Source organism: Nocardia sp. NPDC059229 (assembly GCF_042754165.1).
Lineage (GTDB): Bacteria > Actinomycetota > Actinomycetes > Mycobacteriales > Mycobacteriaceae > Nocardia.
The window spans coordinates 9,631-36,210 of sequence record NZ_JBHZAK010000019.1 but is presented as its reverse complement, the minus strand read 5'-3'; the positions used below and the strand labels follow the sequence as shown (position 1 = coordinate 36,210).

Annotated in this window: 2 protein-coding genes (1 of these 2 only partly in view); both read left to right on the top strand. The window is 69.0% G+C overall.

The window, feature by feature from the left end; all coding sequences use genetic code 11:
* Nucleotides 1–10,672, top strand: partial view of an SDR family NAD(P)-dependent oxidoreductase gene (locus tag ACFXHE_RS33720; protein ID WP_379388723.1) — the 3' portion only. It extends 3,785 nt beyond the left edge of the window; only the last 10,672 of its 14,457 coding nucleotides appear in the window; the start codon falls outside the window, past its left edge; the stop codon is at nt 10,670–10,672.
* Nucleotides 10,669–26,580: an SDR family NAD(P)-dependent oxidoreductase gene (locus ACFXHE_RS33715; protein WP_379388722.1), complete on the top strand. Its 15,912-nt coding sequence runs from the start codon at nt 10,669–10,671 to the stop codon at nt 26,578–26,580. The genes ACFXHE_RS33720 and ACFXHE_RS33715 overlap by 4 nt, the downstream gene beginning before the upstream one ends.

Here is a 26,580-nt window from a genome sequence, read left to right as displayed (position 1 = left end):
ACTCGGTATCGGTGATGTGGATGTGGTCGAGGCCCACGGCACCGGCACCAAATTGGGCGATCCCATCGAGGCACAGGCACTGCTGGCGACCTACGGTCAGCGTGACGGTGGCGACCCGCTGTGGCTTGGATCGATCAAGTCGAACATCGGTCATTCTCAGGCGGCTGCGGGCGTCGCGGGCGTGATCAAGATGGTGCAGGCGATGCGTTTCGAGCGGATGCCCGCGACGCTGCATGTGGATGTGCCGTCGCCGCATGTGGATTGGTCCGCGGGTCGGGTCGAGTTGCTCACCGAGGCGCGGGAGTGGCCGCGTAATGGTCGTCCGCGTCGTGCGGCGGTGTCGTCGTTCGGTATTTCGGGCACCAACGCCCACGTGATCCTCGAGGAGGCCCCCGCCGAGATCGAGACATCCGAGCAGCCGCCGAGCCCGTCGGCTGATGTGCTGTTGCCGTGGATTCTGTCCGCGAAATCTGGCGTAGCACTTGCCGCGCAAGCGAACAGGCTGATGAATTATCCTGCACTGGAGGACATTCCGGCTGCGGATGTGGCGGTATCGCTGGCCGGTCGAGCACTGTTCGAACATCGGGCGGTCGTGCTGGGAACCGAGCACGAGGCGCGGCTCATGGGGTTGAAAGCGCTGGGCTCGGGCGGCAGCGAATCGGCGGAGAGCGTGGTGTCGGGGCTGGTCCGGCTGTCCGCCGCGCGGACCGCGCTGGTGTTCCCGGGGCAGGGCTCGCAGTGGGTCGGTATGGGCCGGGAACTGTTGGAGAGTTCGACGGTGTTCGCCGACCATCTGCGTGCGGTGGACGAGGTGATGTCGACACTGGTGGATTGGTCTGTCCTGCAGGTTGTTTCGGGATCTGCGGTCGATATCGATCTGGACCGCGTAGATGTGGTGCAGCCGGCGCTGTTCGCGGTGATGACCTCGCTGGCGCGGCTGTGGGAATCGGTAGGGGTTCATCCCGATGTGGTGATCGGCCATTCTCAGGGTGAGATCGCGGCAGCCTATGTGGCGGGCGGTCTTTCGCTCGCGGACGCCGTGCGGGTGGTGGTGGGGCGCAGCCGTGCCATCGCGGCGAGTCCCACGTCGGGGGCGATGGTTTCCGTCGCGGCGGCGGCGGCCGAAACGCGAGAGCTGATCGGGCCGTGGGACGCCGTATTGAGCATCGCGGCCCTCAACGGACCGGCGGCGACGGTGGTTTCGGGCGATGCTCGCGCATGCGTCGAGCTGCTGGCGCACTGTGAACGCGCCGGAGTCTGGGCGCGCCGGATTCCGGTGGACTACGCCTCGCATTCCGACCAGGTGTCGAGCCTGCGGGAGTCGGTGCTCGACGCGATATCGGGGATCGTTCCGCGCACGGTGCCGTCCGGCGGCCCGGTCTTCGTGTCGACCGTCACCGGCCGCCCCATGGACACCGCGGAATTGACGGCGGAGTACTGGTTCACGAATCTGCGGCAGACGGTGCGTTTCGAGGAGGCGGTGGCCGCCGCGTTCGAATCGGGTTGTCGCGCATTCATCGAGTCGAGTCCGCATCCCGTGCTCACCGGCAGCGTTCAGGACACCCTGGATGCCCGGGTGGATTCGACGGCCGTGGTCGTGGAGTCCCTGCGCCGAGACGACGGCGGTCTGCGGCGATTCCTCGCCTCGGCGGCGGAACTTTTCGTCGCGGGCGGCGCGGTGGACTGGTCCACGGTGGTGGGGGCCGGTGGTGGCGGCAGGGTGTCCCTGCCGCCGTACGCCTTCCAGCGCCGTCGATTCTGGTCGCTTCCGCAGTCGACCGGTGACGCGACCGGTCTGGGTGTGCGTGCGGTCGGACACCCGCTGCTCGGTGCCTGGGTCGAGACCCCCGACAGCGGTCGCGTGGTAGTGACCGGCCGGGTGTCGCCGGCGACCATGCCGTGGCTCGCCGATCACGCGGTCGCCGGTCTGACGGTGTTCCCCGGCACCGGTTTCGTCGAGCTGGTGGCCTCGGTCGCCGACCGCCTGGGCGCCGCCGAGATTCGTGACCTGGCAATCACCGCGCCCTTGCTGTTGGGGGGCAACGCTGTTCAGGTACGCATCGTGGTCGATGAGCCCGACGCCGAGCGCGGCCGTGCGGTGCGGGTGTATTCGCGTCCGGATACCGGCGATATCGACGATGGCCCGGAGGACCGCGCGGGTTCGTGGACGGCGCACGCCGAGGGCACGGTCACGCCCGTGGCGATCGCGGCCGAACTCGAGTACGACGGGCAGCCGTGGCCGCCGGTCGGTGCGGTCGCGGTCGACACCGCCGGCGTATACGAGGAATTGGCCGGTCGCGGTTACGAATACGGCCCGGCGTTCCAGGGATTGACCGGGGTATGGCGTGCCGCGGACGAGGTGTGTGCCGAGGTCGAGTTGCGGGGCGATGCGGCGACCGGGTTCGGTGTGCACCCCGCGCTGCTCGATGCGGTACTGCATGCGGCGCTGACGGTTTCCGGGTGGGACGATCGCCTGCGGTTGCCGTTCGCATGGTCCGGTGTCCGCGTCCACGCCGTGGCGGCCACCCGTCTGCGCGCCCGTATCCGGGTGATCGGCGATGAGACCGTGTCGATCCGGGCGATGGACGTCGAGGGTGCCCCCGTCCTGACGGTGGAGTCGCTGTTCCTGCGCTCTCTCTCGAAGGAATCGCTGCGGGGTGCCGCGGTCCGGGAATCTTCTGACGGCTTACACCAAATGCGTTGGCGGGAACTGGAAGACGGTCCGGACGCGGATAACGATCCGGGTGAACTGACGGTGTTCCGATGCCTGCCCGCGGAGTCCGCGGCCGATGTGGTCGCCGACGCGCACGATCGCACCGCGCACACGCTCGACTTCGTGCAATCCTGGCTGGCCGGTGAACCCGCCGGCGCGGCACGCGCGGTGATCCTGACCCGGGGCGCGGTCGACACCGGCGACAGCGCGGTGACGGACATGGCGGGCGCGGCGGTCTGGGGACTGGTGGCTTCGGCGCAGTCGGAGAATCCGGGCCGGATCGTGTTACTCGACAGCGATTCCGATCTCGACGAGGGCGCGGTCGCGCAGCTGCTGCGCCGGGTTCCGGACCGGGAGTCACAGGTGGTGGTGCGTGCGGGGCGGCCACTGCTGCCACGCCTGGCGAAAGCCGAATTCGATCCCGCCGAGACCACTTTCACGGCAACCGATCTCGCCGCCGGCACGGTGCTGGTGGTGGGCGGAACCGGCGGCCTCGGCGCGCTGGTGGCCGGGCGACTGGTCGAGGCGCACGGGGTGCGGGATCTGGTTCTGACCAGTCGCCGCGGCGCGGCCGCTCCGGACGGTGCCGCCGTGCTGGACGAATTGCGTGCTGCCGGAGCACATGTGCGGGTCGTGGCCTGCGATATCACCGACGGGGCGGCGGTGCGGGAGCTGATTTCCGAAATCACCACCGCGGGCCGCCTGACCGGTGTGGTGCACGCCGCCGGTGTGATCGACGACGGCGTGCTCGAATCGCTCACCCCGGACCGGCTGCGGACCGTCATGGCACCCAAGGTCGACGGCGGCTGGAACCTGCACCGCGCGACCGAGGATCTGGAGCTGCCGCTGTTCGCGGTGTTCTCCTCGATCGTCGGAACGCTGGGCATGCCGGGGCAGGCCAATTACGCGGCGGGAAACCGTTTCCTGGACGGTCTGATCTCTTATCGCCGGGCGCGAGGACTGTCGGGTGTGTCCCTGGCCTGGGGACTGTGGGACCGCGCCACCGGGATGACCGGCCACCTGGACGCCGCCGCGGTCGCCGGCATGCGTCGTGCGGGTGTCGGCGCCCTGTCCACCCGCCAGGGCCTGGCGCTCTGGGACGCCGGTCTGGCCAGCGGACACGCCCTGCTCGTGGCGGCCCGCATGGATCGCCCGGCCCTGCGTTCCGCCGCCGAGGAAGGCCGGTTGTCGCCGATGCTGTCCGGGCTGGTGCGCGCGTTTCGGCGCACCGCGGCGGGGACGGCGGAGCAGCTCGGCGGGCTGTGGAACAGACTCGCGGGAGCAAGCGCCGAGGCGTGCTACGACGCCGTACTCGATGTGGTGCGCACGCAGGCGGCGGCGGTGCTGGGACACGAGACCGGTACGGCCATCGATCCCGGTCGCGCATTCAACGAATTGGGGTTCGATTCGCTTGCGGCACTGCAGTTCCGCAATGCCCTCGCCGCCGCGACCGGGCTGCGGCTGCGGTCCAGCCTGATCTTCGACTACCCGACGGCGGACGCGCTGACCCGGTACCTGCTCGCCGAATCGGGCAGCGAGCCGAGCGCGCCGGCGTCCCGCGTGGTCTCGTCCACTGCGGTCGGCGCAGAGCCGTTGGTGATCGTCGGTATGGCGTGCCGGTATCCGGGTGGGGTGGATTCTCCGGCGGATTTGTGGTCGATGGTCGATGAGGGTCTCGATGTTGTCGGTGATTTCCCGCTGGATCGTGGGTGGGATGTGGCCGGGTTGTATGATCCGAGGCCGGGTCGTGTGGGTAAGTGTTATACGCGATCTGGTGGGTTCCTTTCTGCCGCTGGTGATTTCGATCCCGCCTTCTTCGGTATCAGTCCGAAGGAAGCGTTGGCGATGGATCCGCAGCAACGTCTGCTGCTGGAGGCCTCGTGGGAGGCGTTGGAGGATGCCGGGATCGACCCGGTTGGCCTGAAGGGCAGTGCGACAGGCGTTTACGCGGGCCTGATGTACCACGACTACCCGGACAGTGATGGCTTCGGTGCCGTGGCCTCGGGTCGGGTGTCGTATGCGTTGGGTCTGGAAGGGCCTGCGGTGACGGTGGATACGGCGTGCTCGTCGTCGCTGGTGGCGTTGCATCTGGCCGGTCAAGCTGTGCGCTCGGGCGAGTGTGAGCTGGCTTTGGTGGGTGGTGTCACGGTGATGGCGACACCGCATATGTTCGTGGAATTCTCGCGGCAGCAAGGTCTTTCGCCGGATGGGCGGTGTCGCTCGTTCGACGGTGGCGCGAACGGCACCGGATGGGCCGAGGGCGTGGGTGTTCTGGTTGTCGAACGGCTGTCGCGGGCAGAGGAATTGGGTCACCGTGTGCTCGCTGTGGTGGCGGGTTCGGCCGTGAATCAGGACGGTGCGTCGAATGGTTTGACCGCGCCGAACGGTCCTTCGCAGCAGCGGGTGATCCGTCAGGCGCTGGCCAATGCCGGTCTGGATGTCGGCGATGTGGATCTGGTTGAGGCCCATGGCACCGGTACCAAATTGGGCGATCCGATCGAGGCTCAGGCGTTGTTGGAGACTTACGGTCGCCGCGAGGGTGGTGAGCCGTTGTGGTTGGGTTCGATCAAGTCGAATATGGGTCATGCGCAGGCTGCTGCGGGCGTTGCGGGTGTGATCAAGATGGTGCAGGCCTTGCGATTCGGGCGGATGCCCGCGACGCTGCACGTGGACGAGCCCTCGCCGCATGTGGATTGGTCCGCGGGTCGGGTCGAGTTGCTCACCGAGGCGCGGGACTGGCCGCGCAATGGTCGTCCGCGTCGCGCGGCGGTGTCGTCGTTCGGTATTTCGGGCACCAATGCCCACGTCATCCTCGAAGAGACCCCGGACTCCGAAAGCGGTGCGGTGCACAATGAGCCGGCGATCTCCACGCCCGGTCTGCTGCCGTGGGTGATCTCCGCGAAATCCTCCGGGTCGCTGCGCGGGCAGGCAGACCGGCTGCGCCGCTTGTCCGCCTCGGGCGCACTGTCGGCTGCGGATGTGGCGGTATCCCTGGCGCGGCGCCCGATGTTCGAGCATCGAGCGGTCGTATTCGGCTGCGACACGGCCGAATTGGTGTCTGGGCTGGAAATGATGCGGTCGCAGGATGTGGCTGCGGGTGTGGTGACGGGCCGGGTGTTGCCGGGTCGTACCGCGTTGGTGTTTTCGGGTCAGGGTTCGCAGCGTCTCGGGATGGGCAAAGAGCTGGCTGAGGCGTTCCCGGTGTTCGCTGCAGCGCTCGACGAGGTTCTCGTGGAGTTGGATCGGTGGCTGGATCGTCCACTGCGCGAAGTGATGTGGGGTGAGGACGAGGCCTTGCTGCGGGCGACGGGGTTTGCGCAGCCGGCGTTGTTCGCGGTGGAGGTCGCGGTGTTCCGGTTGTTGCGGGCTTGGGGTGTCGGGGTGGATGCGGTGATGGGGCATTCGGTGGGTGAGATCGCCGCCGCACATGTGGCCGGGGCGTTGTCGTTGGCGGATGCGGCGCGGTTGGTGGCGGTGCGTGGCCGGTTGATGCAGGCGCTGCCGGAGGGCGGTGCCATGGTCGCGATCGGTGCCGGTGAGGCTGATGTCTTGGATCTGTTGTCGCCGGGTGTGAGTGTTGCGGCGGTGAATGGTCCTGGGGCGCTGGTGATTTCCGGGGAACTGGGTGCGGTGGACGCGGTCGTGCAGGCGTGTGTCGAGCGTGGTTTCAAGACGACCCGGTTGCGGGTTTCGCATGCGTTCCATTCGGCTCTGATGGATCCGATGTTGGCGGATTTCGCGGCCGAGATCGGGCAGTTGTCGGTGTCGGTCCCGGCGATTCCGGTGGTGTCGAATCTGACGGGTCGGCCGGCTGGTGGGGGTTATGCGGAGCAGGGGTATTGGGTGGAGCATGTGCGTCGTCCGGTGCTATTCGCCGACGGTATCGCCGCCCTGGCCGCGGAGGGTGTGTCGCGTTTTCTCGAGGTGGGTCCTGGTGCGGCGTTGACCGCGATGGTCGGTGCGTCGGTCGATCCCGAGACCGCTGTGGCGATCGCTGGTCTGCGGGGTTCGGTGTCGGAGCCGGTGGCCTTGCTGTCGGCAGTGGCGCGGTTGTTCGGTGCGGGTGGTGTGGTGGACTGGCGTGCGGTGACCGCCGATTCCGGTGGTCAGCGAATACCGCTGCCGCCGTACGCGTTCGATCGGCAACGGTTCTGGCGCGAGCAGCCGTCGCGGACATCGGCGGCCGAGCTCGATCTGCCCGCGGTGGACCATCCGCTGCTGCGCGCGCTGGTGGAGTCGCCGGACAGCCGTCGCCTGGTGGTGACCGGCGGCCTGTCCCGTGCCGCGCTGCCGTGGCTGGCCGACCATGCCATCTTCGATCGGGTGCTGTTGCCCGGCACGGGTTTCGTCGATCTCGTGACAGCGGTGGCCGAGCGGGTCGGCTGTGCGACGGTGCGAGAACTGACGATCACCGCGCCGCTGCCGCTCAGCGAGGCACCCGTCGCCCTCCGGATCGTAGTAGGCGAGCCGGATACCGACGGGGAGCGAACGGTCACCATCTACGCCCGCCCCGAGCCCGAAACATCCAGCGACACAGTCGATATCGACGCGGGTGCCTGGACGTCCCACGCTGAAGGGGTTGTCACACCGCTGGTCTCGGCTCCCCGCCCGACACCGGAACTCCAGTCCTGGCCGCCCGCCGCCGGTGCGATGGACCTCGACGGCACCTACGAAGACCTGACGCGGCGGGGGTATCGGTACGGACCGGTGTTCCAGGGGCTGTCCCGCGTGTGGCGCACCGAGGCCGACACCTTCGTCGAGGCGACGCTGCCGGAGGGCGGCCACCCGGCCGGATTCGGCATCCACCCGGCCCTGCTCGACGCGGTACTGCAGGCCCTGCTGCTCACCTCGGGAAACGCCGACGAGGTGGAGCTGCCGTTCGCCTGGTCGGGTGTGCGTGTGCACGCACCCGGCGCGACCCGGGTGCGGGCGCGGCTGCGCACTCTCGCACCCGGCCGGGTCTCCCTCGAGGTGGCCGACTCGACCGGGCGACCCGTCCTGACGGTGGAATCGCTGTCACTGCGGCCGATTTCGGCCCAGCGGCTGGCCGAGGCGCTGGCCGTCACGACGACCGACGGCCTGCATCACCTGCGGTGGATATCGGTCGGCACCGAGGTCGACCCGGACCGGATTGCCGAGACCCGAGTTGTCGATCTCGCGGATGACGCCGGCCTGGCACGGTGGACGAACGCCACGGAACCACACCGGGTGGTCGTGGCATTGCGTTGCGCGTTCGACGATGGAACAGATTCCGCCACCAAGCGTTTCGATATGGCGGAGCGCGCGCACGCGGTCGCCGAGCGTGCCCTGGCCGTTCTTCGGGAATGGCTGGCCGATGACCGCCGGTCCACGACGCGGCTGGTGGTTCTCACCCAGGGCGCGGTGGACACCGGCGGCCATGCCGTCGCCGATCCCGCCGGTGCGGCGGTGTGGGGTCTGGTCGCATCGGCGCAATCCGAATATCCCGGCCGAATCACAGTGCTGGACAGCGATGTTCCGATCGACGGCGACGCGATCGGCCGAGTGCTGGCGCGGGTCCCCGCCGCGGAATCGCAAATCGCGGTGCGCGGTGACGAGATTCTGGTACCCAGGCTCGAACAGGTGGCCGCGGCGGCCGCGGTTCCGGGCTCCGGTCCATGGCGGCTGGATGTCACCGAGACGGGGACGCTCGAGAGCGTCCGCCTGCTGCCCTCGGTTCCCGAGGGACCGGCGGAGGGTCGGGTGCGCATCGCGACCCGGGCCGTCGGCCTGAACTTCCGCGATGTGCTCATCGCGCTCGGCATGTATCCGGGCGCGGACGCGATGCTCGGCAGTGAAGCGGCGGGCGTGGTCACGCACGTCGGCCCGGGCGTCACCGGATTCGTGCCCGGCGACCGTGTCATGGGCGTCTTCGAGGATGGGGTCGGATCGGATTCGACCACCGACCAGCGGATGCTCGTGCGCATTCCGGCCGGGCTGTCCTTCGCGCAGGCCGCCGCCATCCCGGTGGCCTTCGCCACCGCATACCTCGGCCTGTTCGATCTGGCCGACCTCGGCGCGAACGACGCCGTGCTCGTTCATGCCGCCACCGGCGGTGTGGGGCACGCCGCGGTGCAGCTCGCAAAGTCTCGTGGCGCAGAGGTTTTCGCTACGGCGAGCCCCGCGAAGTGGGGTGTGCTGCGGTCGATGGGTATCGATGAGACGCACATCGGCAATTCGCGCACACTGGATTTCGAGTCGAAGTTCCGGGCGGCCACCGGCGGTCGCGGCGTGGACGTGGTGCTCGACGCGCTCGCGGGCGAATTCGTCGACGCCTCGATGCGACTGATGCCGCGCGGCGGTCGCTTCCTGGAGATGGGCAAGACCGATCCCCGGGACCCGCGGGTGATCGCGGCGACGTATCCGGGGGTGGACTATCGGCCGTTCGATCTGTTGCGCGCCGGTCCCGACGTCATCCAGCGAATATTGACCGAACTCGTCGAACTCTTCGACCGAGGTCTGCTCGAGCCGCCGCCCGTCATGCAGTGGCGGGTCGAGAGCGCTTCCGAGGCACTGCGATACCTGAGTCAAGCCCGGCACATCGGCAAGATCGTCCTCACGGTTCCGCCGCCGGTCTCCGCCGGCACGGTGCTGATCTCCGGCGGAACGGGTGGTTTGGGTGCGCTGCTGGCCCAGCATCTCGTCGACGCGCACGGGGTGCGAGATCTGGTGCTGACCAGTCGCAGCGGGCCCGGCGCACCGGACGTGGACGCGCTGACGCAGCGTTTGCGGTCCGCCGGTGCCCGGGTACGGGTGGAGTCGTGTGATGTCACGGATCGAGCCGCCGTGGGCGAGTTGGTCTCTCGGATCCTCGCGAACGGGCGGCTGACGGGTGTGGTGCACGCGGCCGGTGTGCTCGACGACGGGTTGATCGGGTCTCTGAACGCCGACCGGCTGCGGCGCGTCCTCGCCCCGAAGGTCGACGGTGCCTGGAATCTGCACGAGGCGACGGCGGGTCTGGACCTGTCGTTGTTTGCGGTGTTCTCCTCGATCGCGGGGGTACTGGGCACCACGGGACAGGCGAATTACGCGGCGGGCAACCGCTTCCTGGACGGATTGATCTCCTACCGCCGGTCGCGTGGACTGCCGGGTGTTTCCCTGGCGTGGGGACTGTGGGACAACGAGACCGGGATGACGGGCACACTGTCCGACGGCGATGTGGCGCGCATGCATCGCACGGGCCTGGTCGCGATGAGTGTGACCGAGGGCCTGACGCTCTGGGACGCGGCGCTCGCTTGCGGCCGTGCCCTGCTGGTCCCGGCCCGGCTGGACCGCGCGGCCCTGCGCGCGTTGTCCGAACAGCAGCGATTGCCGATCCTGCTGGCCGGGCTCGTCGGACCATCACGGCCGAAGGCCACCTCCACGGTGGACCCGACCGTCGAGCACGGCCTGCTGGAACGGTTGGCCGGTCTGAGCGACGAGCGCCGCTACAAACTCGTACTGGACCTGGTGTGCGATCACGCCGCCGCGGTACTCGGACATGCCGACTCGAGCGCCATCGAGGCGCGAAAGCCGTTCGAGGAGTTGGGTTTCGACTCGCTCGGCGCGGTCGAGTTCCGCAATCGCATGAATGCCGCGACCGGCCTGACCCTGCCCACCACCCTGGTGTTCGACTATCCCAACGCGGATGTGCTCGCCCGATTCGTTCGCGACCTCACCTCGGAGTCCGGTGCGCCGCAGCCTGATCGACACACGGTCGACGAGGCAGAGGTGCGGCGCGTGCTCCTCACGATTCCACTGTCCACCCTGCGAGAGACCGGGCTGTTGAGCAGCCTCATGGAACTCGCCGGCACTCCTGCCGCCGACGTCGCCGACGGCGACGCGGCCGATGACGAAGACCTCGAAGACATCGACGGCATGGATGCCGAAAGTCTGATCCGCCGTGCCCTGAACACCGAGTTGTTCGACGAGCACGACTCTGCCCTGGAGGAAAACAAATGACGGGCGTATCCGACTCCAACCTGGTCGACGCGCTGCGCGCCTCGATGAAACAGGTCGAGCGATTGCGGCGGGAGAATCGGAACCTGCTGGCGAAGTCCACGCCGGAACCGTTGGCGATCGTGGGCATGGGCTGCCGGTACCCCGGCGGTGTCACGTCTGCGCACGGATTGTGGGAGATGGTCGCTTCCGCCTCCGACGTCATCGGCGACCTCCCCCGCGAGCGCGGCTGGGATCTTGACGCACTCTACGACCCGCAGCCCGGTGTGCCGGGCAAGTCGTATACGCGCTCCGGTGGATTCCTTTATGGTGCAGGTGAATTCGACGCGGACTTCTTCGGGATCAGTCCCCGTGAGGCGCTGGGCATGGACCCGCAGCAGCGTCAGCTGCTCGAGGTGTCGTGGGAAGCGCTGGAGGACGCGGGCATCGCCCCGGAGACGCTGCACGGTAGCCGCACCGGTGTCTATATCGGTGTCGCCTCACTGGCCAGGTACGGCGCGACCGGCAATGGCATTCCAGCCACCGCGCCGAGTGTCGCCTCCGGTCGGGTGTCGTATGCGCTGGGTCTGGAAGGGCCTGCGGTGACGGTGGATACGGCGTGCTCGTCGTCGTTGGTGGCGTTGCATCTGGCCGGGCAGGCCATCCGCTCGGGTGAGTGTGAGCTGGCTTTGGTCGGTGGCGCGACGGTGCTGGCGACACCGGAATTGTTCGTGGAATTCTCGCGGCAGCAGGGGCTTTCGGCGGATGGGCGGTGTCGTTCGTTCGCGGGCGGGGCCGATGGCACCGGATGGGCCGAGGGCGTGGGTGTTCTGGTTGTCGAACCGCTTTCCAGGGCAAAGGAATTGGGTCACCGTGTACTCGCTGTGGTGGCCGGTTCGGCGGTCAATCAGGATGGTGCGTCCAACGGTTTGACCGCGCCGAACGGTCCTTCGCAGCAGCGGGTGATTCGTCAGGCCTTGGCCAATGCCGGACTCGGTATCGGTGATGTGGATGTGGTCGAGGCCCATGGCACCGGCACCAAGCTGGGCGATCCCATCGAGGCACAGGCACTGCTGGCGACCTACGGTCAGCGTGACGGTGGCGACCCGCTGTGGCTTGGATCGATCAAGTCGAATATGGGTCATTCTCAGGCGGCTGCGGGCGTTGCGGGCGTGATCAAGATGGTGCAGGCGATGCGTTTCGAGCGGATGCCCGCGACGCTGCATGTGGATGTGCCGTCGCCGCATGTGGATTGGTCCGCGGGTCGGGTCGAGTTGCTCACCGAGGCGCGGGAGTGGCCGCGTAATGGTCGTCCGCGTCGTGCGGCGGTGTCGTCGTTCGGCATTTCGGGCACCAATGCCCACATCATCCTCGAGGAACCGTCGCAGGACACGGAAACGATTGTCGCGCAACAGGGTCCCGCGCTCCCCGCGACAGTTCTACCCTGGGTGCTGTCGGCGAAGACTGCCGCGTCCCTCACCGCGCAGGCCGCGCGACTGCGCGAGTTCGTGCGTGGCGCGCCGGTGTCGGCCGCCGATGTCTCGGTGTCCCTGGCCCGCCGCAGCGTGTTTCCGCACCGCGCCGTCGTGCTCGGATCGGACCTCGACGAACTGCTCACCGGATTGGACGCGGTCGCGACGACGTCACCTGCCGACGTGACCGGCAGCACCGCTCTCGTGTTCCCGGGCCAGGGCTCGCAATGGATCGGCATGGGCCGGGAACTGCTGCGGAGCTCGGCGGTCTTCGCCGACCATCTGCGAGCGGTCGACGAGGCACTATCGGGGCTCGTGGAATGGTCGCTGCTGGACGTGATTTCGGGATCCGCCCCGGAGGTGGACCCGGAGCGGGTGGATGTGGTCCAGCCGCTGTTGTTCGCGGTGATGACATCGCTGGCGCGCTGGTGGGAATCGATCGGTGTCCGTCCCGACGTGGTGATCGGTCACTCCCAGGGCGAGATCGCGGCGGCCTATGTGGCGGGCGGACTGTCGCTGCACGATGCCGTGCGTGTGGTCGTCGGACGCGCCCGCGCCATCGTGGCCATCACCGGGTCCGGAGGAATGGTGTCGGTGGCGGCCTCGGCCGAACGGGCACGGGAACTCCTCGACGGCTGGGGTTCCGGGCTGAGCATCGCGGCCGTGAACGGTCCGGCCGCGACCGTGATCTCCGGCGACGCGGACGCGTGCGCCGAATTCGTCGCCGCGTGCGAGCACGAGGGGGTGTGGGCGCGCCGCATTCCGGTGGACTACGCCTCGCACTCCGAACAGGTGGAACGCGTACGAGATTCGGTGCTCGCCGGCCTGTCCGGCATCAGTCCCCGGTCGATCCCGGACGATGGTCCGGTGTTCGTCTCGACGGTCACAGGCCGGCCGATGGACACCGCCGAACTGACGGCCGAATACTGGTACACCAACCTGCGTGCGACGGTCGAATTCGAACGGGCCGTGGTGTCGGCGTTCGAGCTCGGCTGCCGGACCTTCGTGGAGTCGAGCCCCCATCCGGTGCTGACGTCCAGCACCCACGACATCACTGACATGCTGTCCGAAACCACCGGCGACAGCACGGAATCCGGCTCCGGTCGGACGCGTGAGCCGGTGGCGGTCGTCGGATCGCTGCACCGCGACGAAGGAGACGAGCGGCGCTTGCTCGCCGCCGCGGCGGAGGTGTTCGCGGCCGGCGGTGCCGTCGACTGGCCGGCGCTCGCCGCGGCGGCCGGGGGACAAGTAATCTCGTTGCCCGCGTATGCTTTTCAGCATCGGCACTTCTGGCAGTCGGTGGCCCCCGCCGATGCGGCGGGTTTCGGGTTGCACGATGCCGACCATCCGCTGCTCGGTGTCGAGGTGGAGCCCGCCGAGGCGGGTGAACTGGTCCTCACCGGTCGGCTGTCGCTGAGCACGATGCCATGGCTGGCCGATCACGCGGTGTTCGGACAGGCGCTGTTCCCGGGGACCGGATTCCTGGAACTGGCGCTGCACGCCGCCGATCGGCTGGAGTGCGACCTGGTGCGCGAACTCACCCTGCGCAGCCCGCTGATCATTCCCTCCGAGGGCGCGATCCAGCTGCAGGTGATCGTGGGTCCGGACACCGATTCGTCCGCGGAGCGCGGTCGTCGGGTCGCGATCTACTCCCGGCCCGATGACGAGAGCGGCACGGACTGGACTCTGCACGCCGAGGCCGCCGTCGAGCGCACCGGTGACGAACCGTCCGGCGCGGCACAGCCGCAACTGCCGGCCTGGCCGCCGACGGGCGCGATCACCTCGGATATCGACGGTGTCTACCAGGATCTGCTTACCCGCGGATACGAATACGGTCCGGTGTTCCAGGGCCTGACCGGAGTGTGGCGCGTCGCGGACGAGGTGTTCGCCGAGGCGGCGCTGCCCGGTACCGAGGATTCGGAATTCGCGCTGCATCCCGCCCTGCTCGATGCCGTCCTGCATGCGCTGGCCGTCACCGCCGACCCCGATCGGGTGGTGCTGCCGTTCGCATGGTCCGGGGTGCGCTTGCATGCCGTCGGCGCCACCCGGGTCCGCGCCCGGATGCGTCCGACCGGCGCGGACACCGTGGCGATCGAGGTGTTCGATGCCGCCGGGCAATCGGTGCTGACCGTGGAAACCCTGCTGACGCGGCCGATTTCGGCGGATCAGCTGACCTCGGCAGTGGCCCTCGGCAGGAACGACGGTTTGCATCGGGTGCGGTGGAATCCCCTCGAAATCGGTACTCCGGCCGACGGTGGAACCCTGAGGTCGATCACGCTCGCGGATATCGGCGACGGGGACGACCCGTGGTCGGCGCTGTCGGGCGAGGTACCTGACGTTGTCGTCCTGCGCTGCTCGGCGGCGTCCGTCGCGGCCGACCCGGTCGCCGGGGTACACGTCGCGCTGCCGCAGGTCCTGCGCATACTCCAATCCTGGCTCGGCGACGAGCGTTTCGCGTCCACGCGGCTGGTCGTGCTGACCGGAGCGGCCGTCGACACCGGCGATACCGCCGTAGCGGATCTCACCGGTGCGGCGATCTGGGGACTGGTGGCCTCGGCGCAATCGGAGAATCCGGGCCGGATCACCCTCCTGGACAGCGACGCCGACATCGACGACGCCGACCTCGAGCGACTGCTCGGTCGGGTCGCGCCCGGCGAATCCCAGCTGGTCCAGCGCGGCGGCGAACTGCGGGGCCCGCGCCTCGTACCCGTCGAACGCGGTCCCGCGGAACCGGGATTCGAGGACCCCGCACCGTTCGCCGAGGGCGCGGTCCTGATCACCGGTGGTACCGGTGGCCTCGGGGCACTGCTGGCGCGGCACCTGGTCCGAGCCCACGGCGTACGGGACCTCATGCTGAGCAGTCGTCGCGGCGCGGAGTCGCCCGAGGTCGACTCGGTGGTGGCGGACCTGCGTGCCGCCGGTGCCCGGGTGCGGGTCCGCGCGTGCGACGTCACCGACCCGAATGCGGTGCGGGAGTTGGTTTCCGAACTCACCACCGACGGCCGGCTCACCGGTGTGGTGCACGCGGCCGGTGTGCTCGACGACGGCGTGCTGCCCTCGCTGTCCACGGAACGGCTACGGTCCGTGCTGCTCCCGAAAGCCGATGGCGGCTGGAACCTGCACGAGGCCACGGCTGGTCTGGACCTGCCGCTGTTCGCGGTGTTCTCCTCGATCGCGGGTGTGCTGGGCACGGCCGGACAGGGCAATTACGCGGCGGGCAACCGTTTCCTGGACGGTCTGATCTCCTACCGGCGGTCGCGCGGCCTGTCGGGCGTCTCCCTGGCGTGGGGGCTGTGGGACCGATCCACCGCGATGACCGGGCATCTGGACAGCGGCGCGGTCGCGCGAATGAGCCGGGACGGGCTGGCCGCGATGACGACCGCGCAGGGGCTGGCGCTGTGGGACGCGGCCCTGGCGAGCGGCCGGGCACTGCTGGTGCCCGCCCACATCGATCGGGCGGTCCTGCGCTCGCACGCCGACGACCACCGGCTGCGGCCGCTGTTCTCGGCCCTGGTGCGCGAGGGCCGCCGCCGGGCCGCCGGCGTTCCCGGCGCGAGCGCGGTCGGTTTGCGCGACCAGTTGACCGGGATGGCCGCCGAACAGCGGTTCGCGGTGGTGCTGGATCTGATTCGCACGCAGGCCGCGGCCGTCCTCGGGCACGAGACGGCGGCTGCCATCGATCCGGACCGCGCGTTCAAGGACCTCGGATTCGACTCACTGTCCGCGTTGCAGTTCCGCAATGCGCTGTCCGCCGCGACCGGGCTGCGGCTGCGGTCCAGCCTGATCTTCGACTATCCGGCGGCCACGGCGCTGGCCCGGCACCTGCTACGCGAGTGCGGCGAGAACGAACCGACACCGACGGCCTCGACCACCGCGGTGGCAGGAATCGACGAGCCTTTGGTGATCGTCGGTATGGCGTGCCGGTATCCGGGTGGGGTGGATTCTCCGGCGGGTCTGTGGTCGATGGTCGATGGGGGCCTCGATGTTGTCGGTGATTTCCCGCTCGATCGTGGGTGGGATGTGGCCGGGTTGTATGATCCGAGGCCGGGTCGTGCGGGTAAGTGTTATACGCGGTCGGGTGGATTTCTTTCTGCCGCTGGTGATTTCGATCCGGGGTTCTTCGGTATCAGTCCGAAGGAAGCGTTGGCGATGGATCCGCAGCAGCGATTGCTGTTGGAAGCTTCGTGGGAGGCGCTGGAGGATGCCGGAATCGATCCGCATGGTCTGAAGGGCAGTGCCACAGGTGTTTACGCGGGCCTGATGTACCACGACTACCCCGACTCCGACGGGGTCGGCGCGATCGCGTCGGGGCGGATCTCGTACGTGCTGGGTCTGGAAGGGCCTGCGGTGACGGTGGATACGGCGTGTTCGTCGTCGTTGGTGGCGTTGCATCTGGCCGGGCAGGCCGTGCGCTCGGGCGAGTGTGAACTCGCCTTGGTCGGCGGTGTCACCGTTATGGCGACGCCCGAGGTGTTCGTGGAATTCTCACGGCAGCAAGGGCTTTCGGCGGATGGACGCTGCCGTTCGTTCGCGGGTGGCGCCGATGGCACCGGGTGGGCCGAGGGCGTGGGTGTGCTGGTTGTTGAACAGTTGTCTCGGGCACAGGAATTGGGTCATCGCGTGCTCGCGGTGGTCGCTGGTTCGGCCGTGAATCAGGATGGTGCGTCGAATGGTTTGACTGCGCCGAACGGCCCGTCGCAGCAGCGGGTGATTCACCAGGCACTGGCCAATGCCGGGCTGGGCATCGGCGACGTGGATGTCGTGGAAGCGCACGGAACTGCCACCAAGCTGGGTGATCCCATCGAGGCTCAGGCGTTGCTGGCGACCTACGGTCAGCGTGACGGTGGCGACCCGCTGTGGCTTGGTTCGATCAAGTCGAATATGGGTCATGCGCAGGCGGCTGCGGGTGTCGCGGGTGTGATCAAGATGGTGCAGGCGATGCGGTTCGGGCGGATGCCTGCGACGTTGCATGTGGATGTGCCGTCGCCGCATGTGGATTGGTCCGCTGGTCGGGTGGAGTTGCTGACGCAGGCGCGGGAGTGGCCGCGTAATGGTCGTCCGCGTCGTGCGGCGGTGTCGTCGTTCGGTATTTCGGGCACCAATGCCCACATCATTCTCGAAGAGCCGCCGGTTCCGACCGAGCCGCCGGCCACCGATTCCCCGGCGCCGGTCGGCGCGGCAATCCAGCGGGCACTACCGTTCGTGCTGTCGGGAAAGTCCGCCGCCGCGGTTGCCGGCAATGCCACTCGCCTGCGGGAATGCATTGTGGCGGAGACTGTTTCGGCACGCGACGCGGCGGTCTCGCTCCTCGCCAGATCCGTGTTCGACCATCGCGCCGTCGTGGTGGCGGCCGACGCGGCGGAACTGCTGGCGGGCCTCGAAGCGCCGACGGTGTCCGGTCGAGCGCGCGTGACGGGTACGCGCACCGCGCTGGTGTTCCCGGGGCAGGGTTCGCAGTGGATCGGTATGGGCCGGGAGCTCGCGGAGAGCTCACCGGTGTTCGCCGAGCACCTGCATGCGGTGGACCGGGTGCTGTCGGAACTGGTGGATTGGTCACTGCTGGAGGTGATTTCGGGAGCCGCGGCCGACGTCGACATCGAGCGGGTGGACGTGGTGCAGCCGGTGTTGTTCGCGGTGATGACGTCGCTGGCCAAGCTGTGGGAGTCGATCGGGGTCCACGCGGACGTGGTCGTCGGTCACTCGCAGGGCGAGATCGCGGCGGCCTACGTGGCCGGTGCGTTGTCACTGCCGGACGCGGTGCAGGTGGTGGTCGGCCGGGGTCGTGCGATCGCGGTGATCGCGGGATCCGGATCGATGGTCTCGGTCGCCGCGCCGGTCGAACGCGTGCGTGACCTGATCGCGGACTGGGGCTCGGCCCTGAGCGTGGCCGCCGTCAACAGCCCGACGGCGACCGTCGTCTCCGGCGACGCCCAGGCGTGCGCGGAGCTGATCGCCGCCTGTGAGCGAGAGGGCGTGTGGGCCCGTCGGATACCGGTCGACTACGCCTCGCACTCCGAGCACGTGAACCGACTGCGGGACCCGGTGCTCGCGGCGCTGACCGGGATCACCCCCCGGACCGTCCCCGTGGGCGGCCCGGTGTTCGTCTCCACCGTGACCGGACAGGTGATGGACACCGCGGCCCTGACGCCCGAGTACTGGTTCACGAACCTGCGTGAGACCGTGCGCTTGGATCTCGCGCTCGCGACCGCGTTCGAGGCGGGATGCCGCGCGTTCGTGGAATCGAGCCCGCATCCGGTGCTGACCAATGCCGTGCACGACAACCTCGAGGCGCTCGCGCATCCCGGAACGCCGCAGGCGGACGACACCGTCGTGGTGGGGTCGCTGCGCCGCGACGACGGGGGATGGCATCGCATGCTCACCTCGGCGGCGGAGCTGTTCGTCGCAGGTGGCACGATCGACTGGCCGACGGTGGTCGCCGACCACGGCGGCAGCCGGGTGTCCTTGCCGCCGTACGCATTCCAGCACGAGCGGTACTGGCAGCTGCCGCAATCGGACACCGATGCCGCCGGGCTCGGGTTGCGCGCCATGCCGCACGTTCTGCTGGGTGCGGTCGTGGACGTCCCGGACAGCGGCCGGATGATGGTGTCGGGCCGACTGTCGGCCGCCACCATGCCGTGGCTGGCCGACCACGCGGTGTTCGGCCGGACCCTGTTTCCCGGAACGGGTTTCGTGGAACTGGTGACCGCAGTGGCCGACCGGATCGGCTGCGCCGTAGTGCAGGAACTTACTATCGTCGCGCCACTGTTGTTGCCCGACAACGCCGTTCAGGTGTGTGTCATTCTCGATCCGCCCGGGGCCGACGGTACCCGGACGGTGTCGGTGCACTCCCGGATCCAGGGCGAGGCCGACGAGGACGTCGAGCCCGGGAACTGGACGCTGCACGCGGAAGGCGTGCTCGGCGCGGCCGAGGCCGAATTCGGATCCGAGGCCGCGGAGCTGCCGGTGGGCCCCCCGCCCGGTGCGGTGCCCGTCGACCTCTCCGAGGCGTACGAGCTGCTGAGCGCGCGCGGTTACGACTACGGCCCGGCGTTCCGGGGACTGACCGCCGTGTGGCGAACCGAGGACGAGATTTTCGTCGAGGCCGAATTGCCCGGCGGTGACGGTTCCGGCTTCGGGACACATCCGGCCCTACTGGACGCGGTACTGCACGCGGTGCTGGTCACCTCCGCCGCGGATTCGGAAGTCCTGCTGCCGTTCTCGTGGTCGGGAGTCCGATCGCTCGCGGTGGGCGCGACCCGGGTGCGCGCTCGTCTGCGCGCGATCGGAGCGGCCAGTTTCTCGATCGAGATCGCGGACACCGGCGGCCGACCGGTCATGACGGTGGAATCGCTGCTGTCGCGCCCGGTTTCGCCCGCCCAGTTGGCCGCCGGCCTGACCACGACACCGATCGACGGTCTGCACCTGGTGCACTGGAACGACATCGACACCGCGGTGGAGATTCGCGCGGTCGGTGAGATCAGCATGGTCGAAATACACTCCGCGGACGAATTTTTCGACGTCCCGGCGCGCGAAGCGGACGCTGTCGCGAACGCGGGATCACCGACGGAGTTCTACGCCCTGCGCTGCGGGGGAACCTCGGCGGAGAACGGCGGCGAGACCTCCGCCGACGTCGCCGCGGCGACGCACGCGCTGACCGCGCGGGTCCTGGAGTTCCTGCGGAACTGGCTGGGCGACCCACGATTCGCGCACGCACGGCTGGTCGTGGTGACGCGCGGCGCGATCGACACCGCCGAATGCCGGGTCACGGATCCGGCCGCCGCCGCCGTCTGGGGCCTGGTGGCCTCCGCGCAGTCGGAGTATCCGGACCGAATCATTCTGCTGGACAGCGATATTCACGCGGACGAAACCGACATCGGGTGGGCGCTGAGCCGCGTGGCGGACACCGATCCGCAGCTCGCGCTGCGCGGAGACACGATACTGCTGCCGCGCCTGGTGACAGCGGATCCCGGGCAGCTCGCCGACCGGGCGCAGGACATCGTGCTCGACACCGGGACGGTGCTGGTGTCCGGCGGGACCGCTGGTCTGGGCGCGGTGGTGGCGCGGCACCTGGTTGACGCCTACGGCGCGCGCGACCTCGTGCTGAGCAGCCGCCGCGGATCGGCCACACCGGAGGTGGACGCGCTCGTCGCCGAACTGCGGGCCAAGGGCGCCCGGGTACGGGTGGCGTCGTGTGACGTCGCGGATCGGGAGTCGGTGCGCGAACTGGTGTCGGGGATCGTGTCCGCCGGGCGACTGGTGGGTGTGGTGCACGCCGCCGGTGTGCTCGACGACGGTGTGTTCGAGGCTCTGACCGACGATCGGCTGGCGACCGTGCTGGCACCGAAGGTCGACGGCGGCTGGAACTTGCACGAGTCGACGGCGGAGCTCGAGCTGTCCTTGTTCGCGGTGTTCTCCTCGATCGCCGGGGTGCTGGGCACCGCCGGGCAGGCGAATTACGCGGCTGGCAACCGCTTCCTGGACGGCTTGATCTCCTACCGCCGAGCCCGCGGTTTGGCGGGCGTGTCGCTGGCGTGGGGTCTGTGGGGGCAGAGCACCGGATTGACCGGGCGCCTGAACTCCCGGGACGTGGCGCGAATGCACCGGGACGGCCTGGCCGCGATGACGTCCGAACAGGGCCTGGCACTGTGGGATGCGGCGCTGCGCACCGGTGAACCGCTGGTGGTGCCCGCACGACTGGACCGTACGGCCCTGCGGGCGCGCGCCGAGGAGGGCCGGCTGCCGGCGCTGCTGTCCGGTCTGGTGCGCGCTGGCCGCCGCGCCGCTGCGAATACGACGCCCGCGCTCGGCAATGCGCTGCGCGACCGGCTGGTCGACCTCGATGCGGGGCACCGCTACGACACCGTGCTCGAGGTGGTGCGGGAACAGGCGGCGGTGGTACTGGGGCACTCCGGAGCGGATGCCATCGAACCCGATCGCGCCTTCAAGGAACTCGGCTTCGACTCCCTGGACGCGGTCGGTTTCCGCGACCGCCTCGGCGGTGCGACCGGGGTGAAACTGCCCGCCAGCGCGGTCTTCGACTACCCGTCCCCGGATTCGCTGGCGCGATTCCTGCTGTCGGAGTTGGGGTTCGGGGACGCCTCGGACTCCGGTCGGCCCGCTACCGCGATCACGGTCGGCGCGACGGGCGACCCCCTGGTCATCGTGGGAACCGCGTGCCGTTACCCCGGACGCGCGAATTCGGCCCGGGCGCTGTGGGACATGGTGGATCAGGGTCTCGACGTGGTCGGCGAGCTACCGGCCGACCGCGGCTGGGACCCGGCGGACCTGTACGACCCCGAACCCGGCAAGCCGGGCAAGAGCTACGCGCGATCGGGTGGATTCCTCTATGACGCGGCGGATTTCGACGCAGAATTCTTCGGCATCAGTCCGCGCGAAGCGCTCGGTATGGACCCGCAGCAACGACTGCTGCTCGAGGTGTCGTGGGAGGCGCTCGAGGACGCGGGTATCGACCCGCACGACCTGAAGGGTAGCGATACGGGGGTATTCACCGGATTGGCTTCCCCGCAGGGGTACGGCGGTGAGGGTTTCGGAATCCCGTCCATTGCGGCGAGTGTCGCGTCCGGGCGAGTGTCGTATGTGCTGGGTCTGGAAGGCCCGGCGATGACGGTGGATACGGCGTGCTCGTCGTCGTTGGTGGCGTTGCATCTGGCCGGGCAGGCGGTGCGCTCGGGCGAGTGCGAACTCGCCCTGGTCGGTGGTGTGACCGTCATGTCGACGCCCGAGGTGTTCGTGGAATTCTCTCGGCAGCAGGGGCTTTCGCCGGATGGGCGGTGCCGTTCGTTCGACGGTGGCGCGAACGGCACCGGGTGGGCTGAGGGCGTGGGTGTTCTGGTTGTTGAAAGGCTTTCGCGGGCTCGGGAGTTGGGTCATCGTGTGCTTGCGGTGGTGGCGGGTTCGGCGGTGAATCAGGATGGTGCGTCGAATGGTTTGACTGCGCCGAATGGTCCTTCGCAGCAGCGGGTGATTCGTCAGGCGCTGGCCAATGCCGGACTGGGCATCGGTGATGTGGATGTCGTGGAGGCCCATGGCACCGGCACCAAGCTGGGTGATCCGATCGAGGCTCAGGCGTTGCTGGCGACTTATGGTCAGCGTGATGGAGGTGAGCCGTTGTGGTTGGGTTCGATCAAGTCGAATATGGGTCATGCGCAGGCGGCCGCGGGTGTTGCGGGTGTGATCAAGATGGTGCAGGCGATGCGGTTCGGGCGGATGCCCGCGACGCTGCACGTCGCCGAGCCGACCCCGACGGTGGATTGGGCCGCGGGTCGGGTGGAGTTGCTGACGCAGGCGCGGGATTGGCCGCGTAGTGGTCGTCCGCGTCGTGCGGCGGTGTCGTCGTTCGGGATCTCGGGCACCAATGCTCACGTCATCCTCGAAGAAGCACCCATCGAAGACCTCGAGGCCGAGCCCACCGCCGCCACCCCGCCGCACCTGCTGCCGTGGACGCTGGCGGCGAAATCCGCCGAAGCACTCTCCGCGCAGGCGGCATCCCTAGTGGAATATGTTGCGGCAGAAGATTTCTCGGACCGTGACATCGCTGCAGCGCTCCTCCGTCGCAGCGTCTTCGACTACCGCGCGGTCGTGTTCGGAACCGACTCCGCACAGCTGACCGCCGGTCTGGAGTCCCTCGCGGCCGGGCTGCCGGTGTCGGGTGTAGTCTCCGGTTGCACCGTCCCCGGGCGTACCGGTGTGTTGTTCTCGGGTCAGGGTTCTCAGCGGTTGGGCATGGGTCGTGAACTGGCGGAGGCGTTTCCGGCGTTCGCTGTGGTGTTGGATGAGGTTGTCGCTGAGTTGGATCGGTGGCTGGATCGGCCTTTGCGTGAGGTGATGTGGGGTTCTGACGAGGCATTGTTGGAGTCGACCGAGTATGCGCAGCCTGCCCTGTTCGCTTTCGAGGTGGCGATGTTCGGGTTGCTGCGGTCGTGGGGTGTGATCGTGGACGCGGTCGCGGGTCATTCGGTCGGTGAGATCGCTGCGGCCCAGGTGGCAGGGGTGTTGTCGTTGCCGGATGCGGCGCGGTTGGTGGTGTTGCGTGGACGGTTAATGCAGGCATTGCCCTCCGGTGGCGCGATGGCCTCGATCCAGGCGAGCGAAGCGGAGGTTCTCGGCGAGCTGACGGCGGGTGTCGATATCGCGGCGGTGAATGCCGAAGGGGCCGTGGTGATTTCCGGCATCGCCGCGGCGGTGGAGTCGGTGGCGGCGGTTTTCGCCGGCCGGGGACGCAAGACGACTCGGTTGCGGGTCTCACATGCGTTTCATTCCCTGCTGATGGAGCCGATGCTGGCGCAGTTCGCGGCCGAGATCGCCGATCTGCGGGTATCGCCGCCCCGGATTCCGGTGGTGTCGAACCTGACCGGACAACTCGCCGGAGACGGCTACGCGCACCCGGACTATTGGGTCGAGCATGTGCGCCGCCCGGTGCGGTTCGCGGAGGGGGTGGCGGCGCTGTCGGCCTCGGGAGTCGCCCGTTTCCTCGAGGTCGGTCCGGCCGCGGCGCTGGCGCCGATGGTCGCGCAGAGCGTGGATCCGGTCCGGGCCCGGGTGATGTCCACCGCGCGGCGCGAGGTCGGTGAGGTCGCCGCGGCGCTGTCGGGTGTGGCGGAACTGTATGTCGCGGGCGGTGCGATGCGGTGGTCGACACTCGTGCCCGGCCCGCAGGCGCATCGAATGTCATTGCCGCCCTATGCATTCCATCGTCAACGATTCTGGCTGGACCAGCGCCCGCGCGCCGACATCTCGACACTGGGCCTGCACGCCGTGGAACACACGCTGCTGGGCGCGGAGATCGAGTCGCCGGACAGCGGCCGAATCGTGGTGACGGGCCGGTTGTCGGTGTCCTCGACCCCGTGGCTGGCCGATCACGCGGTGTTCGGTCGGATCCTGCTGCCGGGAGCGGGTTTCGTGGATCTGCTGGCCACGGTCGCGGATCGGGTGGGATGCGCGGTGGTGCGTGAACTGACGCTCACCACTCCGCTCATCCTGACCGAATCGGCCACCGCCCTGCGCATTGTCGTGGGTGAGCCGATGCCCGACGGGAGCCGTACTGCAACGGTATTCGGCCGACCCGACACCGAAGCGAGCCGCGGTGCGAGCGAATCCGCCGGCTGGACCATCCACGCCGACGCGGTGCTGGCGGCAGCGGACGGGCGACCCGACCCGGAACCCGAACCGTGGGTGTGGCCACCCGCCGGTGCGACGGCCGTCGATCTCACCGGCGTGTACGAGCAACTGGCGCTGCGCGGCTACGATTACGGCCCCACCTTCCGTGGGCTGCAAACCCTGTGGCGCGCCGGCGAGGACGTGTACGCCGAGGTCGCACTACCGGGTGGGGACGGATCCGGTTTCGGAATACACCCCGCGCTGTTGGACGCGGCGTTGCACGCGGTGCTCCTCACCGCGGCGGACACCGAACAGACGGTGCTGCCCTTCGCCTGGTCCGGCATCCGGTTGTCCGCGACGGGCGCGACCCGCGTGCGAGTGCGGCTGCGGACGACGGGCACCGACAGCGTCTCGGTCGACATCGTCGATCCCACCGGGCAATCGGTACTCAGCGCGGACTCGTTGATCTCGCGGCCGGTGTCCGCGGAACAGCTCGCCGCCGTATTGACGGCCGCGCCGACCGACGGGCTCTACGACACGCGATGGGTACCCGCCCTCGACGTGCCGGGCACCGACCAGGCCGCGACGCCGGAACCACGGGTGTTGCGCGGTGTCGGCGATGTGTCGGACTCCGATCCCACCGGCGAGGTGCACGCGCGAGTGGCCGCCGTACTGGCCGCCGTGCAGGCGTGGTTGAGCGAACCGCAGCCCACCGAGGCGCGGCTGGTCGTGTTGACCCGGGGTGCGGTCGACACCGGCCAGGGCGCGGTCACCGACCTGGCCGGGGCGGCCGTGTGGGGTTTGGTCGCCTCCGCGCAAGCGGAGAACCCGGGCCGAATCATCCTGCTGGACAGCGATATCGAGCTCGACGACGCGGAAATCGGCCGAGCGGTGCGCCGAGTGCCGGACACGGAGACACAGCTCGCCCTCCGCTCCGGTGACCTGTTCGTCCCACGGCTGACGGCCGTCGAAGCGCCGAACGCCGAGGCGCGGGTCGCGCATCCGGCACTCGATGCGGGCGTCGTCATCGTGACCGGCGGAACCGGTGGTTTGGGTTCGGTGCTGGCACAGCATCTGGTGGACGCGCATGGCGCGCGGGATCTGGTGCTGACCAGCCGTCGCGGTTCGGCCACCCCGGGGGTCGAGGCCGTCGTCGGCCGGTTGCGGGCCGCCGGGGCGCGGGTGAGGGTCGTCGCCTGCGATATGGCCGATCGAAACGCGGTGCGCGAGTTGGTGTCCGAGGTTCACGCCGCCGGACCGCTGATCGGGGTGGTCCACGCGGCCGGAGTCCTCGACGACGGTGTCCTCGAGGCATTGACCGCTGATCGGCTCCGATCCGTGCTGACGCCCAAGGTCGACGGCGGATGGAACTTGCACGAGGCGACGGCAGCAATGAATCTGCCGCTGTTCGTTGTGTTCTCCTCCATCGCGGGCGTCCTGGGAACCCCGGGACAGGCGAATTATGCGGCCGGCAACCGGTTCTTGGACGGGCTCATCTCGTATCGGCGTGCGCACGGACTGTCGGGCACCTCGCTGGCCTGGGGGCTGTGGGCCGAGAACACGGGCATGACCGGACGCCTGGGCGACGGCGACAGGTCGCGCGCCGGACGGGACGGACTGGCCGACCTGACAACCGATCAGGGATTGGCGCTGTGGGATGCCGCACTGGCCTCCGACCGTGCACTGCTCGTCCCCGCACGACTGGACCGGGCGGCGCTGGGAGCCTTGGCCCAACAGCGTCGGCTGCCCGCGCAGCTGTCGAATCTGGTTCGGGCCGAACGCCGGGTGGCCGGCGTGTCGAGCGGCCCGGCGGACCTGGGTCTGCGGGACCGATTGGCGGGACTCGATGCCGACCGCGCTCACGACCTGCTACTGAGCATTGTGCGAGAGCATGCGGCCGCGGTCCTCGGACACGGTGGGGCGACCGGGATAGCACCCGACCGAGCCTTCAAGGAACTCGGGTTCGATTCGCTGGCCGCCGTCGACTTCCGCAACCGCCTGGGTGTCGCGACGGGTTTGCGACTACCCGCGAGCCTGATCTTCGACTACCCGGATTCGGTCGCGCTGGTCGGCTATCTGGCCGGTGAACTCGACAGGGGCACGGCCGCCCGGCAGCCGGACCCCGGTCACGCCGTGGGCAACCTGCTCACCGACCTGGAGACGGCGCTGGCCGACGGGGCGTGGACCGGCGCCGACGACCAGACCAAACAGCACCTGCTCAAGCGCCTGCGGGTACTCACCGAGAGATGGGCAGCGCTGCCGCAGCCCGAGTCCGACCCGAACAGCGATATCGAATCGGCGAGCGGGGACGAGCTCTTCGCGCTCATCGACCGCGAATTCTGA

Excerpts from the sequence above, each read along its gene's own strand:
- ACFXHE_RS33715 (WP_379388722.1), top strand. The coding sequence starts at position 10,669 with ATGACGGGCGTATCCGACTCCAACCTGGTCGACGCGCTGCGCGCCTCG.